At 58.2% G+C, this 17,549-nt stretch carries 14 protein-coding genes; 10 read left to right on the top strand and 4 right to left on the bottom strand.

The window, feature by feature from the left end; all coding sequences use genetic code 11:
- The first annotated feature begins 9 nt into the window (after positions 1 to 9).
- From EJ576_RS23295 to EJ576_RS23280, 4 genes are all read left to right on the top strand, one after another.
- The gene (locus EJ576_RS23295) at positions 10 to 1,050 is read left to right on the top strand and encodes an ABC transporter substrate-binding protein (protein WP_126571235.1); all 1,041 of its coding nucleotides are present in this window, start codon (positions 10 to 12) and stop codon (positions 1,048 to 1,050) included.
- A complete protein-coding gene (locus EJ576_RS23290) occupies positions 1,047 to 1,931 on the top strand; it encodes a PhzF family phenazine biosynthesis protein (RefSeq protein WP_126571234.1) in 885 nt (294 codons plus the stop codon). Before EJ576_RS23295 ends, EJ576_RS23290 begins: the two co-directional genes overlap by 4 nt.
- Positions 1,928 to 2,389 carry a RidA family protein gene (locus tag EJ576_RS23285; RefSeq protein ID WP_123474205.1) on the top strand — a complete coding sequence of 154 codons (462 nt, stop codon included), beginning with the start codon at positions 1,928 to 1,930 and terminating at the stop codon, positions 2,387 to 2,389. The genes EJ576_RS23290 and EJ576_RS23285 overlap by 4 nt, the downstream gene beginning before the upstream one ends.
- Positions 2,390 to 2,459: 70 nt before the next feature.
- The gene (locus EJ576_RS23280; protein WP_126571233.1) at positions 2,460 to 3,080 is read left to right on the top strand and encodes a hypothetical protein; all 621 of its coding nucleotides are present in this window, start codon (positions 2,460 to 2,462) and stop codon (positions 3,078 to 3,080) included.
- 51 nt (positions 3,081 to 3,131) lie between these two features.
- Here EJ576_RS23280 and EJ576_RS23275 read toward each other — a convergent pair whose 3' ends face one another.
- The 4 genes from EJ576_RS23275 to EJ576_RS23260 form a co-directional block, all read right to left on the bottom strand.
- Positions 3,132 to 4,304: a hypothetical protein gene (locus EJ576_RS23275; RefSeq protein WP_164393618.1), complete on the bottom strand. Its 1,173-nt coding sequence runs from the start codon at positions 4,302 to 4,304 to the stop codon at positions 3,132 to 3,134.
- Between the two features lie 14 nt (positions 4,305 to 4,318).
- Complete coding sequence (locus tag EJ576_RS23270; protein ID WP_126571232.1) at positions 4,319 to 5,206, bottom strand: nitrilase family protein; 888 nt, start codon at positions 5,204 to 5,206, stop codon at positions 4,319 to 4,321.
- A 91-nt stretch (positions 5,207 to 5,297) separates the two neighbouring features.
- Positions 5,298 to 7,268 (bottom strand): FAD-dependent oxidoreductase, encoded by a 1,971-nt coding sequence (locus tag EJ576_RS23265; protein WP_126571231.1) that lies wholly within the window; start codon positions 7,266 to 7,268, stop codon positions 5,298 to 5,300.
- A gap of 171 nt (positions 7,269 to 7,439) precedes the next feature.
- A complete protein-coding gene (locus tag EJ576_RS23260) occupies positions 7,440 to 7,685 on the bottom strand; it encodes a DUF6124 family protein (protein WP_126571230.1) in 246 nt (81 codons plus the stop codon).
- Between the two features lie 400 nt (positions 7,686 to 8,085).
- On the opposite strand from EJ576_RS23260, the gene EJ576_RS23255 reads away from it, so the two are divergent.
- From EJ576_RS23255 to EJ576_RS23230, 6 genes are all read left to right on the top strand, one after another.
- The gene (locus EJ576_RS23255) at positions 8,086 to 8,430 is read left to right on the top strand and encodes an FKBP-type peptidyl-prolyl cis-trans isomerase (RefSeq protein ID WP_092249737.1); all 345 of its coding nucleotides are present in this window, start codon (positions 8,086 to 8,088) and stop codon (positions 8,428 to 8,430) included.
- Positions 8,431 to 8,441: 11 nt separating this feature from the next.
- Positions 8,442 to 9,044 carry a GNAT family N-acetyltransferase gene (locus EJ576_RS23250; protein ID WP_126571229.1) on the top strand — a complete coding sequence of 201 codons (603 nt, stop codon included), beginning with the start codon at positions 8,442 to 8,444 and terminating at the stop codon, positions 9,042 to 9,044.
- A 420-nt stretch (positions 9,045 to 9,464) separates the two neighbouring features.
- A complete protein-coding gene (mgtA, locus tag EJ576_RS23245; RefSeq protein ID WP_126571228.1) occupies positions 9,465 to 12,170 on the top strand; it encodes a magnesium-translocating P-type ATPase in 2,706 nt (901 codons plus the stop codon).
- 16 nt (positions 12,171 to 12,186) lie between these two features.
- The gene (locus EJ576_RS23240) at positions 12,187 to 12,903 is read left to right on the top strand and encodes an MgtC/SapB family protein (protein ID WP_010211291.1); all 717 of its coding nucleotides are present in this window, start codon (positions 12,187 to 12,189) and stop codon (positions 12,901 to 12,903) included.
- Between the two features lie 299 nt (positions 12,904 to 13,202).
- Entirely contained in the window at positions 13,203 to 13,829 is a 627-nt protein-coding gene (locus tag EJ576_RS23235) for a response regulator transcription factor (RefSeq protein ID WP_126571227.1), read from the top strand.
- Between the two features lies 1 nt (position 13,830).
- Positions 13,831 to 17,445 carry a transporter substrate-binding domain-containing protein gene (locus tag EJ576_RS23230; RefSeq protein WP_126571226.1) on the top strand — a complete coding sequence of 1,205 codons (3,615 nt, stop codon included), beginning with the start codon at positions 13,831 to 13,833 and terminating at the stop codon, positions 17,443 to 17,445.
- Positions 17,446 to 17,549 lie beyond the last annotated feature (104 nt).

The raw sequence follows: 17,549 nt of genomic DNA, 5'->3' as shown, positions 1-17,549 counted from the left end.
AGCTTGATCATGCATAAGCGTCTTGTGATTGTCGGTCTGTTGTGCGCTGCCTTCCTGCCCGCCGCCCAGGCCCAGGACCTCACCAAGGTCACCCTGGCGTTCCCCAGCGAAGGCTTTCTGTATGTGCCGATCTATGTCGCGCAGAAACAGGGCTACTTCGCCGAAGAAGGCCTTAATGTGGAAGTGATCGTGTTTCAAAAAGGTGGCTCGGCAGCGTTGACGGCCGTGCTCGGTCGCGATGCCGATGCCTATGTCGGTTTGCCTGCGGTCGCAGTGCGCGCGCGGTCCAAAGGCCAGAGCGTGCAGGCGTTTGCCGCCGTGCAGACCCAGTTCGGCAGCACCGTGGTGATCGATGGCGAGTCGGCGCGCAAAGCCGGTGTGTCGGCCGCGTCGCCCATCTCGGCGCGTGCCGAGGCCCTCAAGGGCTTGAAGATCGGCGTGACTGGCCCCGGCAGCACCACCGACATGTTGGTGCGCTACCTGGCCAAGGACGCCGGCCTGAACCCGGACAAAGATTTCACCATCATGCCCATCGGCGGAGCGCCGAACATGCTGGCGGCGTTTTCCCAGGGCAGCATCAACGGTTTCTCGCTGTCGCCGCCCACCGTCACCACGGCGGCACAGCAGGGCGGGTTTGTGCTGATGGACCTGGCCAAGGGCGAATACAAACCCTTGGACGGCTTCCTGTTCACCGCGATGATCGCCCGCGAGGACTGGTTGAGCAGCAACAAGGCCACCGCCGAGAAACTGGTGCGCGCTATCTGGAAAGCCGAACATCTGATCGCCAGCGAACCGGACAAGGCCCGCGAGTCGGTGCGCCCGTACTTCGCCCACACCGATGCGGCGATCTTCGACGCCGCCTGGACGGCTTCGTTGCCTTCCTATCCGGCCACGCCGCGTATCGAAAAAGACGGCGTCGAGAAGAACATCAGTTTCATGAACGCCGTCGAGAATGACCCGGTGACACTCGACCCGCAGCAGGTCTACACCAACACCATCGTCGACGCCGTGGCGCCGACTGTTTCCACCCTCAAGGGAGAGGCGAAATGACGCCCGAGGTTCATCTGGTCAATGTCTTTCCCGCCACCGCGCGTGGCGGCAACCCGGCGCCCACCGTGGCGCTGGCCGACGGCATGAGTGATGCCGACATGCAGCAAGTCGCCCGCGACTACGGGCATGAATGCGGCTTTGTGTTTGCCGCACCGGCCGGCAGCGATTTCGATTTTGCCCTGCGTTTCTGGGTGCCCAACCATGAGATGGAAATGTGCGGCCATGCCACCGTCGGCGCCATTTGGCTGCTGGATCAATTGGGCATGCTGCACAAGGAGCGCCTGGCGCTGTGGACATTGAGCGGGCGGGTTGATGCACGGATTACCAATGCCGGCACGCCGCAGATTCAAGTCGAAATCAGCCAACCCAAGGGGCAGGTTGAAACCTTGAGCGACCCGCAGGTGGAGGCCGAAATTCTGTCGGTGTTGGGCATCACGTCCAATGAACTGGCGCCGTTGCCGATCCAGAACGCCCGCACCAGCCGGGTCAAGACCCTGGTCGCGCTGAAGAGCGTGGCCGTGCTGGACAGCCTCAAGCCGGACTTCCGCCGCATGGAGCAACTGTGCGAGCGCATTGGTTCCACGGGGTTGTATCCCTACGCGCCGTCGGACCTTGAAGGTCGCCAGTTTGATGCCCGGCAATTCCCCAAATCCTCTGGTTACCCGGAAGACGCCGCCACTGGCATCGCCGCCGCGGCCTTGTCTTTTGGCCTGCTGGAAAATGGCTTGGTGACCGCTGACGATCGTCCGGTGTACATCCGCCAGGGCCGCGCAATGGGCCGGCCTTCGCAGATTTCCCTGCGCTTTCGTCACGATGGGGCAGGGCAGCTACAGGGTTGCTGGTTGGGTGGGCATGTGGCGTTTGTCGAGGAGCCCGCATGAGTATTCGCGAGCGTATCGCCGCCTTGGGCTTGCAACTGCCCGAGGCGCCAGGCCCCAAGGGTGACTACGTGCCGGTGACGATTCATGCGGGTGTGGCCTATGTAAGTGGACAAGTGTGCCGGCTGGGCGATGGCGTGATCAGCGGACCGGTGACGGACCAGACCTCGCCAGCGCGGGTGACACAGGCCGGTCAAACCTGCGCGTTGCGTGCCTTGAGCGTGCTGGATCAGGCGGTAGGGTTGGAGAACGTCGAGCGCATTTTGTTTGTGCGAGGGTTTGTGTTTGGCGGCGAGGGTTTCCAGCGCTTTTCCAACGTGGTCGACGGCGCTTCCCAGGTGTTGATTGATGTGTTTGGCGAGCAGGGCCGGCATGCACGTTCGGCAGTCGGCGTGGCGGGGTTGCCCAGCGGCGGAATGCTGGAATTGGAAGTCACCGCCGTTATCAAAACAACTGGATGACACATCGGCACTCACCTCAATGAACGCGTAAAATGCCGGTCTTTTTACGCGTATCTCGCAAAGGTGCCCCTTGAGCGCAGGCAAAGCCGTCGGACTGTTACTACTCACCTCCCTGTTGGCGGCGTGCGGCACCTCGCCGCCACGCACGCCCAATGACCTCTGCGGCATCTTCCGCGAAAAGGACGACTGGTACGACGCCGCCAAAGTCACGCAAAAACGCTGGGGCGTGCCGATTCAGGTGCCGTTCGCCATCATGTACCAGGAGTCCGGCTTCCGCCAGGACGCCCTGGCCCCCCGCAAATACCTGCTGTGGATCATCCCCTGGGGCCGCGTCTCCACCGCCGCCGGCTACGCCCAGGCCAAGGACGAAGTGTGGAACGACTACCGCAAGAGCACCGGCCGCAGCGGCGCCAGTCGCCAGGACTTCGACGACGCCATCGACTTTGTCGGCTGGTACATGGACAAGACCTACACCGTCAACGGGGTCTACAAATACGACGCGTATGGCCAGTACCTGAACTACCACGAAGGCTGGGGTGGCTACCGCCAACGCACCTACACCGCCAAGGCCTGGCTGCCGCCGGTGGCGAGCAAGGTGCAGGCGCGTTCACAGCTGTATGCGGCGCAGTATGCGCGGTGCAAGGATGATTTGGGGCGGGGGTTTTGGAGTCGATTTTGGCATTGGCTGTAAGGGGGAAAAGCTGTTCCCACGCTGCATGAAGAATACAGCGTGGGGCAAGGGCTACATCTCGATCAACCAACCCACCAAAGGCACTATCATCAACGTACTCAACGCCATTGAGGTGACATTGCCAATATACGGGTGAAAATGTGCGGGCAAACGACCCGCAATCGCACAAGCCAGCGGCGGCGCGATTAGAGCCCCGAGCAGAGCACTTGAACCGATGACTGTCCAACTACCACCATGAGTTAATACAGCTGCTGGCACTGCAGAGACCAATGGAACGTAGGTCGGAAACCATCCTCGTTTCATCCACTGTTTTCGCCAGATCACGACGCCCAGAGCCGATGTTAGCGCCTGGGCCGCGAGCAGGTGCAATACCAGGCCTGATCCGTACGCCGGGCTGATCGGGTTCAGTGCATAGGCCACCAACACACCTGCCAGCAACCCGAGACTCGCGAGTTCGTTTCCGAAAAATGGCGCTTCGGAGAAATCTGCCAACACCCGACGCAGGCCCCAGACGATACCGTAAGTGGGCGGCTTCGCGGGTGCCGGCTTGGCGGGGGCTATGTAATCAGAACTCACCAGCGACGGCACTCGACGACACGCTACAAATGCAATGACACTGCCGATCGCCATGCCCACCACATTGCCGATCACTACTGGAAGACCCAGTGGAACGCACACAAAGTTCACGATCAGCAGGCAAATGGGGGTCACCAGCAATGCGCCTAACACTGCACCGTTTACGGCAACTTTCCAGCCGCCGCCGAACATCAGTACCATGGCTGCTGGTAACGAGACGAATGCCGCAAACGTTGGTTGCCACGTCTGTGCGGTGACGCTCCAGCCCCACAGTAGATTACTCAGCATTAACCCCATCAGTGAACTGGTTACCAACCAAGGCCATAACCCTGTTCCGTAGGAAATAGAAAATCCCTGCCAGGCTTTACCGTGCTTGCTCGCCCACCATGCCAGGTAGGCGCCGCCCAACAAACCGAGCGATGCCAGTTCGTGCTTGTAGAAGGCTACTTCACTGATATCCCCGACTATCCAACGTAGCCAGGCAACAGGGTGGGGCAGGCTTGCGACCATCTCGGCGTAGCCTGGCCAGGACCATTGGTTGCTGAGCGCCACCCACAGCACCAGTAGCACACTCGCTAACCCCAGTATCAGGACGGTGAGATCTGCCCTGGACCGGTTGGACCTTGTTTCGGTAATGAGTGTTTTCATAGCACACCCTCTGATCAGCGTGGAAGGGCAGGGTGTTGGGAGTAGCCGAGCATTTGATCGTAGAGATCATTGCGTCGATCACGCTGCAGGTCATTGAGGCTGTTCCAGATCGGAGCACTGCGGGCGCTGGTGATATCAATGTCGGCGAACAGGATTTCCTGACGATTGGCTGAAGCTACCGCGCCAATCGGCCAGCCGTTGGTTCCGGTAATCAACGAGCATCCGAGGTAACGTGCTTCCCGCTCTTCGCCAATGCGGCTGGCGGCAGCGATAAACACGTTATTGACGTGGGCGGCGGTCATCGTCAGGTACGACGCCATGCATTTGCCGGCGTCATCGAACAGGGGAGGGGGCGTCCACACCCAGTTGTTCAGGCTGCAAATAATATCGGCGCCCTGCTGGCTGAGAATACGTGGCACCTCCGGGAACCAGATATCCCAACAAATCAGCAGGCCAATACGGCCTATCGGGGTTTCAAATACTGGAAATCCGGTATCGCCAGGCGTGAACCAGAGCTTTTCCAGGTTCCATAGATGCGCCTTGCGGTATTTGCCGATAAACCCATCGGGGCCTAGCAACACAGCCGTATTGAACAACTGCATACCGTCTATTTCACACAGGCCTGCCACCAGGTACACCTGGTGCTTACAGGCAAAATCTATCCACGCCTGCACACTTTCGCCGCCTGGAACCAGTTCGGCATGATCAAAGGCGTCCTGGCGACTGCTGAAGAAATACCCGCAATTGGTAAGCTCGGGCAGTACGATCAGGTTCGCTCCACCGTTTGCGGCTTCGGTCGCCAGTGCAAGACTTTGACGCAGATTGTTGGCTCGGTTGTTCATGCCAACCTGAGGGTCCAGTTGGATGACGGCTACGCGTGCGGGGCTTGCTGGTTCGCTCATGGCGGTGACCTCTTATTGTTATACAACCGTGATTCGGTTGGGCGTTTATAAGAGGCGAGCAAGCGTTTAATTAAAAGTCAGGTGATTCCCGTTACGTTGTAGTCTCTTTCTTTTCCGGTTCGGCTTTATAGGTTGGATAGTCGTCCATAGTAAAACCTCCGTTGAAAGCGGCTTGCGTTCTATTACAAATGTTTATCACGGTATCGATTGCTCCCCTGAAGCAGGGCTCCGTCCAGCCCGCATCTACAGAGAAGGATTCACCACAGAGGTACAAGCCTGACTTGTGAGAAAAGTCTCGATTGTATTTCAGTAGTTTCATGGCGTCGTAATAAGTACCTGCACGATAAAGCTTTGCGCAGCCAAGCGAGTTTTTATCATTCATCCATCGTTGAACAACCGCGTGATTACGTCCGATGTAGGGTGATATTTTTTCTTTGATATTGGTAGATTTCAAAAGGATTCTGTCGAGGTCTTCGATGCATCTATCAACGAGTTCTTCATCGGTGAATACCGATAGCTTTGTGGCGTCGTCTTCCCATGTGTAGCTGAGAAGAATGCAGTCGTAGGTGTTGTTAGGGTTGTAGCGGTAGGTATATACATCATGAACCAAGCTATCCGTCACGATGGCTTGAGGGATTTTTTTATTGTGAGAGAGAAACGTTTTTTTGAGTGGTGCGTACACTTTACAGCTGGTTTCCCAGTGAGCTGTTTTGTAGGCTTCTATGATTTCAAAGGGGAGCATTTCCGGGTTGAAGTTTTCAATTGATATTTGCGTTTCGATCAGCCATGAAGGTAGTGTTATTACTACAGAGTCATAATCGATGAATTCTTTTTTTACGTTTTCTTTTTGTGTAACGTTCCAATCGAGATAGACGCGTGTTTTCCCGCTTTTCAGTTTCTTGATCTTTGTTACTGCACAATTGGTCATGAGCCCGGAATGACTTTTTATGAGATGCTCGTATAAAGACTCATGTGCTTCTTCGGGTTTGATGAAGAGTATGGATTCGGCCAGGGATCCAAGTCCGATGTAGTTGGGTTTTTTGAAAGCTAGACCTCTCGAATCCAAGAGCTCGGGATGGTCTAAGTAAGGCGACGCCATCGGTGTGCCGTCCGCGTTCACACGCCCGTGGATTAATTGCAGATGACTGCTGAATCCAAATATCGCCGTGCGCAGGGGGTAAAGTGAACATACGTCATAGAATGCTCCCCAACTGCCATCACCAATGCCGATGGAGTAGAAAACCGCGGATTTCTCTGCAGTCATGCCCATGCCACCGAAGTTTCCAGGGGCACTTGATTGCCAGCTATCGATGCTTGGCATTTTGACCAAGTCGCGGAAGGAAACACTTTCGTATTTTTTGACTATTAAATTCCATATGTTCTCCCAGCCTTCAGTACCGTAATGTTCGGAGACGATCAACGTCATGCGCTCGGCGAAGGCTTTCCATTTTGCGAAAACATTGCCCAGTGTTTGACCTGGAGGCGGTGTTTTTCCATCCGTGTTTTTCCAGATAAGCATGGTGGGTTCTGCGCTGTCATCGACGCTCCCTTCTCGTAGAAATATACCTGTGGATCGCACCGCAGGGCTGCCTGGATTGGGGAAGTCTGTGTGGCGCAATTCGAATTCGTTGGCGTAATAGGCCATGAGTGAACGCCCATCTTTAGGCGGTTCGTCTGATGTGTTGAAGAACGGCATTCTCATTGCGCCCATCTCGAAAGGCGGTCTGCCAACGGTGTGGGTATTGTTATTCCCAAGAGGGGTGAGGTGCCTGCCGCCAATACGCTTTGACTTTTCAATTAACGTAATATCTGTGAAGCCGCACCGGTGAAGTTCACGTGCCGTTGTTAAGCCTGTAATGCCAGCGCCAATAATGCATATTTTATGATGGGGCTCAGTAGCCTGGGCAATTCCATTGACCTGCTCCACGAGCGCGCGGTAGTCGAAACACAAATCAGGTGGATTGGGGAACCTGGCTGCCCATTTGCTCTTGTTGGATCGCTTTTTTCGATGGGGGTGTTGGGCTGTGTCTGCGGGGTAATTGAAGTTGGAACCGATGGTCATTCTGATATTCCCAGTTCAGAGTTAATGGACTCGGAACAGGATGGCCATGAGTGTTGCTAGCCAGAAATAGGCTAGCGTTGGATTTTGGCACAGTAAATTCGTATTTTTTCGTAGGGGCAGTGCAAGCGATTAAAGTGGGGAACATGCTCCCTCACTCTGAGCGACATTGTGTTAGCTCGGCTGCATACACTCCAGCGACCGATCCACCCTCACACTGGCCATGTCCACCAGGTGCATGATCGACAGCACCAACGTGCGTGAAGTCCCTTCCAGTTGATCCCCGGCCGTTTGCGCCGCAACGGCGGCACAACGCAACACGCTGCTGGCGTGGGCCAGGGCGTCTTCGAAGCTGAGGTCTGGGGTGGTGGTGAAGAATTGCAGTTCTGAAGCGGGTGGCGCGGGGACAGGTTTGTCCATGGGTTCAACTCCTAATCAACGTTAGAGAGCCGTTACCTTCGCTACTAAACGGGGCGGCGGCGGGGTGGCGGCCGTACGCAGGTTAGTAGACCGGTGATTAGGACCCGGCGCACCCGAAGGTGCCCTGCGCACGGCCACCATAACGCAGGGCCGAAAAAAGGCGCCTTGCATAAGGGGGCGCTTGGCGCCTAATCACATCGTGGGCTACTAAACCCGGTCACTGAATGGGCAGTGACCGACGAAGACTAGCCACGTGATTTGAGCGGCGCAAGCGGTTGGGATTCTCTCGGAGACGTCCTGCGAGTTAAAGGGAAATGTCATCGCAGCGACTCTTCCTACACTTGCCAAACCTACCCAATTCTGGGAAAACCCCACCCTTTGTACCGTCAACGAGCGCCCTATGAGCCCCGAAGAACTCCAAATCACTGACATCCGCCCCGGCACCGGCAAAGCCGTGGTCAAGGGCGCGTTGATTACCACCCAATACACCGGCACCCTGGAAGACGGCACGGTGTTCGATTCGTCCTGGGAGCGCGGCAAGCCGTTCCAGTGTGTGATTGGCACCGGGCGTGTGATCAAGGGCTGGGACCAGGGGTTGATGGGCATGCAGGTGGGCGGTGTGCGCACCCTGTTTGTGCCGGCGCATCTGGCCTATGGCGAGCGGTCGATGGGCGCGCATATCAAGCCCAACAGCAACCTGCGTTTTGAGATTGAGTTGCTGGAAGTGCTGACGCGGGACGATTGAGGACGATGGACATGGAAGTTGATTCACACGGGTTGCCGGCGTGTTCCGTCGTGGGCATTCAGGTCGTTGAGCTGGGTGATCGCGATGAGGTCGAGTTGCAGCGGTTTTTTGAGCGGGCGCCGGATTACTTCATCGCGGTCAACGGCGAACCGGCCAATGCGACCGAAGCGCATGAGGAATTGCAGGGACAGTTGCCCGCAGGGTGGGCGTGCAGTCGGATGTATTGGCTGGGTTACCGCGATCTGGAACACCAGCTGGTGGCGGTGGTGAACATTGCGGCGGACTTGCTGGCTGTTGGTGTTTGGCATATCGGGCTTTTGCTGGTGGATGCTCGCTTGCATGGCACCGGGCTGGCGCGGCAGTTGCACGCGGATCTTGAGGCTTGGGCTGCGGGCAACGGCGCTCAATGGCTGCGTTTGACGGTCGTCATTGGCAATGCCAAGGCCGAACGTTTCTGGCCTAAGCTTGGCTATGTGCAGGTACGCACCCGCGAAGGGATCACGATGGGGCGTCAGGTGAACAGCGTATCGATTCAGGTCAAGGCCCTGACAGGTGGGCAGGTGGGTGATTACCTGACGTTGGTGCCGCGAGATCAAGTGGATGCACCTTCCTGAACCCATCCTGAAGAATCTTCTTATTCCCCATGCGGAAACTTTCCTACGGTTTACTCTCCTTTCATCGGGGCGTAAGCTTCGCGCGTTTTCATCAATAGCGGAGACCCTCAGTGGGTACTTGTTCGAGTGACAGTAGTCGGCCGGTTTCGGTAACCGGCAAAGGCTTGGCAAGGTAACGCGCATTTTTCCGATGCCGTTGTCTCGCCACTAAAAGCGAGAAGCGGCATCCCGGCAGCGCCAGTCCTGGCACCTGCCCGAATCCCTCTCATCGACGCTGACCAGCACCCGCCTCACCTCGGGATGCTACGGACGCGCCTGTCTTTTACGACAGGCGGGCCAAGCTGGCTGTGCCTATAAAACGGGCGCGGTGCAGACGGCGGTACCTGCACGACGGTTTTTTCCTCGCGCAGGAGTAACACCATGAACCTGACTCTGTTGAAAGAGTTCTTTGCCGGCTTCCTGCGGACCCGGCACATCGCCCGGCATTTCCGCCGCCTGGCGATGCTCGACACCGTGACCGACGCCAGCGTCAGCCGCGAAGTGCCGCCGACCCTGGCGCAAACCCTGGTGGTCTCGGCCAACAGCAGTGCGGTGCAATTGCTCGGCACCCTGGGCAGCCATTCCGAGGGTTTGACGACTCAGGAAGCCGATGCCCTGCGCGTGCAATACGGCCTCAACGAAGTCGAGCATGAGCAACCGCTGCCATGGTGGGTGCACCTGTGGCACTGCTACAAAAACCCGTTCAACCTGCTGCTGACGTTGCTGGCGGTGATCTCCTGGCTGACCGAAGACATGAAGGCCGCCACGGTGATTTTCTCCATGGTGGTGCTGTCGACGCTGCTGCGTTTCTGGCAGGAGGCCAAGTCCAACAAGGCGGCCGATGCGCTGAAAGCCATGGTGAGCAACACCGCTACGGTGCTGCGCCGCGATGAAGCCAAGCGCATCGAACTGCCAATCAAACAACTGGTGCCGGGCGACCTGATCGTACTGTCCGCTGGGGACATGATCCCCGCCGATTGCCGCGTACTCAGCGCCAAGGACCTGTTTGTCAGCCAGGCGGCAATGACCGGTGAATCGATGCCGGTGGAGAAGTTCGCCCAGCAGCAGGACGCCAAGACCCGCAACCCGCTGGACCTGGAGAACATCCTGTTCATGGGCACCAACGTGGTGTCCGGCGCGGCGACGGCGGTGATCCTGACCACCGGCAACAGCACCTATTTCGGCGCCTTGGCCCAGCGCGTGACCGCGACTGATCGCGCCACCACCTCGTTCCAGCATGGCGTGAACAAGGTCAGCTGGTTGCTGATCCGCTTCATGTTCGTGATGGCGCCGCTGGTGCTGTTCATCAACGGTTTCACCAAGGGCGACTGGACCGAGGCACTGCTGTTCGCGCTGTCGATTGCCGTGGGCCTGACCCCGGAAATGTTGCCGATGATTGTCACGTCCACCCTGGCCAAGGGCGCGGTGTTTCTGTCGCGTAAAAAAGTCATCGTCAAGCGCCTGGACGCGATCCAGAACTTCGGCGCCATGGACGTGCTGTGCACCGACAAGACCGGCACCCTGACGCAGGACAAGATTTTCCTGGCGCGTCATGTGGACGTGTGGGGTGAGGAATCCGATGACGTGCTGGAAATGGCCTACCTCAACAGCTACTACCAGACCGGCCTGAAAAACCTGCTGGACGTGGCGGTGCTGGAGCATGTGGAGGTACATCGCGAGCTGAAAGTCGGCACGGCGTTCCAGAAGGTCGATGAGATCCCGTTCGACTTCAACCGCCGCCGCATGTCCGTGGTGGTGGCCGAGCAGGGCCAGCCGCACCTGTTGATCTGCAAGGGTGCTGTGGAGGAGATTCTGTCGGTGTGCAACAACGTGCGCCATGGCGACGTCAATGAAGCACTGACCGATGACCTGTTGGCACGCATCCGTCAGGTCACCGCCGCGTTCAACGAAGAAGGCCTGCGCGTGGTCGCCGTGGCCGCGCAACCGATGGCGCCGGGGCGTGACACCTACAGCCTGGCGGATGAGAATAACCTTACGCTGATCGGTTACGTCGCGTTCCTCGACCCACCCAAGGAAAGCACCGCGCCTGCGCTCAAAGCCCTCAAGGCCCATGGCGTGGCAGTGAAAGTGCTGACCGGCGACAACGAACTGGTCACCGCCAAGATCTGCCGCGAAGTGGGCCTGGAGCAACAGGGTCTGCTGATGGGCAACGACATTGAGGACATGACCGACGCCGAACTGGCCAAGGCCGTGGAAACCACCAATGTGTTCGCCAAGCTGACGCCAAGCCACAAGGAACGCATCGTGCGCTTGCTCAAGGCCAATGGGCATGTGGTCGGCTTCATGGGCGATGGCATCAACGATGCGCCGGCGCTACGGACCGCCGATATCGGCATTTCGGTAGACAGCGCGGTGGATATCGCCAAGGAAGCTGCCGACATCATCCTGCTGGAAAAGAGCCTGATGATCCTGGAGGAGGGTGTGCTGGAAGGCCGGCGCACCTTCGCCAACATGCTCAAGTACATCAAGATGACTGCCAGCTCCAACTTCGGCAACGTGTTCTCGGTGCTGGTGGCCAGCGCGTTCATTCCGTTCCTGCCGATGCTGCCAATGCATCTGCTGGTGCAAAACCTGCTGTATGACATTTCGCAGATTGCGATCCCGTTCGATCACGTCGACGACGAGATGCTGAGTAAACCCCAGCGCTGGCAGCCAGGAGATGTCGGCCGTTTCATGCTGTTTTTCGGGCCGATCAGTTCGATCTTTGACATCACCACGTTCGCACTCATGTGGTACGTCTTTGACGCCAATACCCCCGACCACCAGACCCTGTTCCAGTCCGGCTGGTTCGTGGTGGGGTTGCTGACCCAGACGCTGATCGTGCACATGATCCGCACCCCGAAAATCCCGTTCCTGCAAAGCCGTGCGGCGATGCCGTTGATGGTGATGACCGGCGTGATCATGGCCGTGGGGATTTTCCTGCCGATGGGGCCGCTGGCGCATTACTTCAAGTTGCAGGCGCTGCCGTCGCTGTACTTCGTGTTCCTGCCGGTGATTCTGCTGGCGTACATGGCGCTGACCCAGGCGGTGAAGGGCTACTACATCCGTAAGTTTGGCTGGCAATGAACAGGGAAGATTTCCTATGCAAGCAATCAACAACATCAACCTTGAATCCCTGGTCGACACTCTGGTCAGCCTCACTGCGGCCTTTGTCCTCGGCGGCTTGATCGGTTTCGAACGTCAATACCGCCAGCGCACGGCGGGCCTGCGCACCAACGTGCTGGTGGCAGTGGGCGCGGCGATTTTCGTCGACATGGCTAGCCGACTCGGCGGCGCGGAAGGCGCGGTGCGGGTGGTGGCCTATGTAGTCTCGGGCATCGGCTTTCTCGGTGCCGGTGTGATCATGCGTGAAGAGGGCAACGTGCGTGGGCTCAATACGGCGGCCACCCTCTGGGCATCGGCGGCGGTGGGCGCCTGCGCGGGGGCCGACCTGGTGCTCGAAGCGCTGCTTGGCACGCTGTTTGTGCTTGCGGCCAACACCTTGCTGCGACCGATTGTCAACAACATCAACCGTCAGCCGTTGGACGTGGTGTCGGCAGAGGTCACCAACATCTTGTATGTGATCGCCCGGCGTACCCAGCAGAAAGCCGTACTGGCTTTGCTGGAAGCGGAGCTGGCACGTTGCAACTACCCGGCCAGCGATGTGGACGTGCGTCCCTTCGGCACGGAAGAAGTGGAGATCGAAGCCACCTTGGCCGTGACGTCGGTGGACGGTGACGAACTGGACGCGCTGGTGGCGCGAATTTCGATGTCGACCCTGGTGGTGCAAGCGTTCTGGAGCCCAAGTACTACCGAGTAATCCCCGGCTGTCTGGGATTGTCCCGCGCAAAGCTGACTATGCTGTTGCGAGGAAAAGTCCTACAAGCAATCGAGACTATCCCTTCATCTGATAAGCCACACCGTTGTTAACGTTGCGCCCTTGCGCCTTAGAAACCAAGGCGCATCTGACCGTATTGACAGTGTTTTATCAAAAGGAGGGGTCTGTCCTACCTGAAGTGTCATGCAGAGTAATCAGTACCGTTTGTCGGAACTGTTACTTTTCACAGGTAGATGGGTCCCGTGTGATATGTAAGCGTACTGATCCCTCGGGGGAGTCTTATGAGCAAAGCTTTAATTGTGGATGATCACCCTTTTATCCGTGCCACCGTGAAGTACCTGTTGAAGCAAGAAGGCTTTGTTGAAATCTATGAAGCGGGCAACGGCGCCGACGCCATGCAGTGCGCGCGTGAGCAGCGCCCGGACCTGATCATCCTCGACTTGGCTATGCCCAAGCTCGGCGGGCTGGAGGTGATCAGCCGGATCAAGTCGCTGGAGCTGCCTTGCAAGATCCTTGTGCTGACCTCCTACCTGGCGGTGTTCTTTTCCACCCGCTGCATGCGCGCCGGGGCCATGGGCTTCGTGGCCAAGACGGGTGAACTGGACGAGTTGCAAAAGGCGATCAGGGCGATCCGCTCCGGCTACAGCTGCTTCCCGAGCGTGGCCACCAGTTCAGTGCGCCGTGACGATTTGCAGACTACCGAGCAAGAACTGGTCGAAGCGCTGTCGGACCGCGAATTGACGGTGCTGCAAAAGCTGGCTCTGGGCCTGAGCAATAAGGAAATCGCCGAGGATATGCTGCTGAGCCACAAAACCATCAGCACCTACAAGACGCGACTCAAGGAGAAGCTGCGTATGTCTTCGGTAGTGCACCTGTCCAAGTTCGCCCAGCGCAATCGTCTGATCTGAAATGGCCACCTCCCGGCTGTTGAGATTCACGGCCATCCTGTTGATCGGGTTGTTTTCCCATGCAGCGATGGCCCTGGATGAGCCGCACTCCCTACGGCTCCTCGGTCACGCCACACTTGAGAACCCAGGCGTGGCGCTTGATGAAAGCGACTGGCGCTGGTTGCGCCAGCGGCGCACGTTGGTGATGGGGGTGTCGGCGCCGGACTACGCGCCTTTCGACCTTAGCAACAACAATGATTTTGAAGGTATCACCGCTGACTACGCGTGGTTGATCAGCCTTATCTTAAGCGTGCCCATTGAAGTTCGACGCTATGACACCCGCGATGAGGTGATCGAGGCACTCAAGCTGGGAGAAGTGGATTTAGTAGGGTCGGCCAATGGCTACGAAGCCGCCGACAAGGACCTGATACTGTCTCGTTCCTACGCCAATGATCAACCTGTGCTGGTAACCCGCGCGGGTGACAGTCATTTGCTGAGCGCCGATCTGGCCGGCAAACGCGTGGCGATGCTCTACCACTACATGCAGCCTGACGCGGTGCAAGCCTATTACCCAGCGGCACAACTGCTGTTGTACGGTTCGACCCACCAAGCCATCGGCGCCGTCGCTTTTGGCCAGGCGGATGTGTACCTGGGCGACGTCATCAGTACCCGTTATCTGATCCAAAAGAATCACCTCAATAATGTGCGCGTGGCCGACTTTTCCGGGCTGGAGGTCAACCCGTTCGGGTTCGCTTTCTCCGGGGATAACATCCGCCTGCTGAATATCATCAACGCAGCGCTGGCCGTGATCCCGGCCAACCAGCAAATGAGCATCCTGCGCCGCTGGAGTGCCGGAGACAGCGGCTTCCTGGAGGCCGACCGGTTGCGCCTGAGCGACAGTGAGCAGCGTTGGCTGGAGAAGCATCCTCGGGTAAAGGTCGCGGTGCTCGACAAGTTCATGCCGCTGTCATTCCTGAATGAGCAGGGGCAATTCGCAGGGCTGAGCGATGAGGTGTTGTCGCGGATCAGCTTGCGCACGGGTTTGAAGTTCGAGATGGTCCACAGCAATTCTTTACCTCGGCAAATTGACGAGGTCAGCAACGGGCAAGTGGACATGCTTGCGGTCATTACGCCTAGCGTCGAGCGTGCCGAAAAAGTCCGCTTCACCCGACCTTACCTGTCCAACCCCTATGTGCTGGTGGCGCGTGCCAGTGATGAACGGCTGCTCACCCTGGAAGACATGCCCGGAAAACGGCTGGCGTTCATTGGCGGCAACAGCCTCGGTGCACAGATAGCCCGGGACTATCCAGGTATCAAGTTTGTCGACGTCGAAAACCCCGAGGCCGCCATGGACCTGGTCGCCAAGGGGAGTGTCGATGCGACTATTGTTTCGTTGATCAGCGCACGCTACATGATTGCGCGCAATTATCGAGACCGTCTGCGTATCACCACCACGATCGGCACGGAACCGGCGCGCATTGCCTTCGGTGTCAACCGCAGCCAACTGGAGCTGTATTCGATCCTCGAGAAGGCGTTGTTGAGTATCACGCCTGAAGAAATGGACGAACTGACCAACCGTTGGCGCAGCGAGATCATCATCGAAGACAGCTACTGGAGCAGCCACCGCAATGTGATCATCCAGGGGTTTGGTCTGGCCGCGTTGCTGCTGCTGGTGACGCTGGGTTGGGGGCTCTACCTGCGCAACCTGATACGCAAGCGCGCCCAGGCAGAGCGAGCCTTGAGCGACCAGATGCGATTCATGAGCGTGCTGATCGACGGCACACCCCATCCGATTTACGTGCGCGATCGCCAGGGCCGGTTAATGGCCTGTAACAATGCTTACCTTGATGTGTTTGGCTTCAGGTTGGAGGACGTGATCGGCAAGACTGTGGTGCAAACCGACACGGGCAACCCGCCGCAGGCCCAGTCGTTCCATGCCGATTACCTGGACCTGATGGAGCGGGGCGAGCCGCAGATCCAGGATCGCGTACTCAAGGTGCCAGGTGGTGGTGTGTTGACCATTTACCAGTGGATGCTGCCGTACCGTGACAGTAATGGCAGCGTCGTGGGCATGATCGCCGGCTGGGTGGATGTCAGCGAGCGCCAGCGCCTGCTTGGCCAGTTGCAGGAAGCCAAGGAGGAAGCCGACGCCGCCAACCGTGCCAAGACAACCTTCCTGGCGACCATGAGCCATGAGATTCGCACACCGATGAATGCGGTGATCGGTATGATCGAGCTGGCCCAGAGAAACGCCGAGCAGGGCCGTGTCGATCAGGACGCGCTAGAGGTGGCGTCGATGGCGTCCCGGAGCATGCTGGAGTTGATCGGCGATATCCTCGACATTGCACGGATTGAAACCGGCCACCTGTCCTTGAGCCTGGAGCAGGCCAATCTCCATGAGTTGTTGGCCTCCGTGGCGCGCGTTTTCGAGGGGTTGGCTCGGGATAAGGGGCTGCAGCTGCAAGTCGAGCTTGATCCGCTGATCGATCGAACGGTGCTGATCGACCCTTTGCGTTTCAAGCAAGTGGTGTCCAACCTGCTGGGCAATGCCATCAAATTTACCGCCGCCGGGCAGGTGCGTATGGGCGCTCAGAGCACACCGGCGTTGGTCGGTGACCACTTGGACCTTCGGTTGTTTGTGGAAGATACGGGGATTGGCATCAGTGCCGAAGATCAGCAGCGCTTGTTCAACCCGTTTATCCAAGGCAGCAACAACGACCAATCGGCGCGCAGTGGCTCCGGCCTCGGGTTGGTGATCAGCCGCAACCTGTGCGAGATGATGGGCGGCGAATTGCATTTGACCAGTGTACAGGGCAAGGGAACGCGAGTGGACGTGACGTTGGCGCTGGCGCTGACCACCGAAACGACGGTTTCTTTACCTGTTCAACCTGCGCCTGCGACACCTGCATTGAACCTCCTGGTGGTCGATGATTACCCGGCCAATCGCTTGCTGTTGACTCGACAACTGAGCTTCCTGGGACATCACATCGTCACTGCCGAGGACGGCGCTGAGGGCTTTGCCCTGTGGCAGGCCGGGCAGTTTGATGGCGTCATCACCGACAGCAATATGCCAGTCATGGATGGCTACACATTGGCACGTGATATCCGTGCCCAGGAGCGTCAGCGTGGCCTGGTGCCGTGTCTGCTACTGGGGTTTACCGCCAACGCGCAACCGGAGGAGACCGAGCGCTGCCGGCAGGCGGGCATGGACGGTTGTCTCTTCAAACCGACCGGCCTGGATGATCTGCGCACGGCGTTGGCGTCGCGCACCGCGGCACCGAGGGTGAAAGAGGGCATGCCGGTATGTGACTTGAGTACGCTGGTCGCTCTGACAGGCGATGATACTGCCGGGCTCAATGAGTTGCTGACGCCATTGCTCAGTAGCCTCGCGATGGACCGCTTGCTGCTATCGGCGCTGCAAGAACACGCGGACTTTGGCAAGTTGCATGACCTGGCCCATCGCGTCAAAGGTGGGGCGCGCATGGTCAAGGCGGCGGCGCTGGTCGCTTGTTGTGAAGCGCTGGAGGGCGTGTGTGAAAGGGGGGACCGTGATGCGTTGGCGGATTCGGTTGAAGCCATTGGCCACGCCATTGATAGTTTGCATCATAGCTTGAGCACCCGCATCAAGCAGGCTTGACTGAAGTGGATGGCTATCCGGTGGGTTTGGGAGAATTCCTACGTGGAACAGGAATAAACCTGATTTTGTCTTCGGGGTATGTCTGGAAAATGGGGCTCGCTCAC

Source organism: Pseudomonas sp. C 49-2, from assembly GCF_003970195.1.
In the GTDB taxonomy this organism is placed as follows: domain Bacteria; phylum Pseudomonadota; class Gammaproteobacteria; order Pseudomonadales; family Pseudomonadaceae; genus Aquipseudomonas; species Aquipseudomonas canadensis.
Note: the sequence above shows the minus strand (reverse complement) of the source record. Positions and strands in the feature narration are given on the sequence as shown.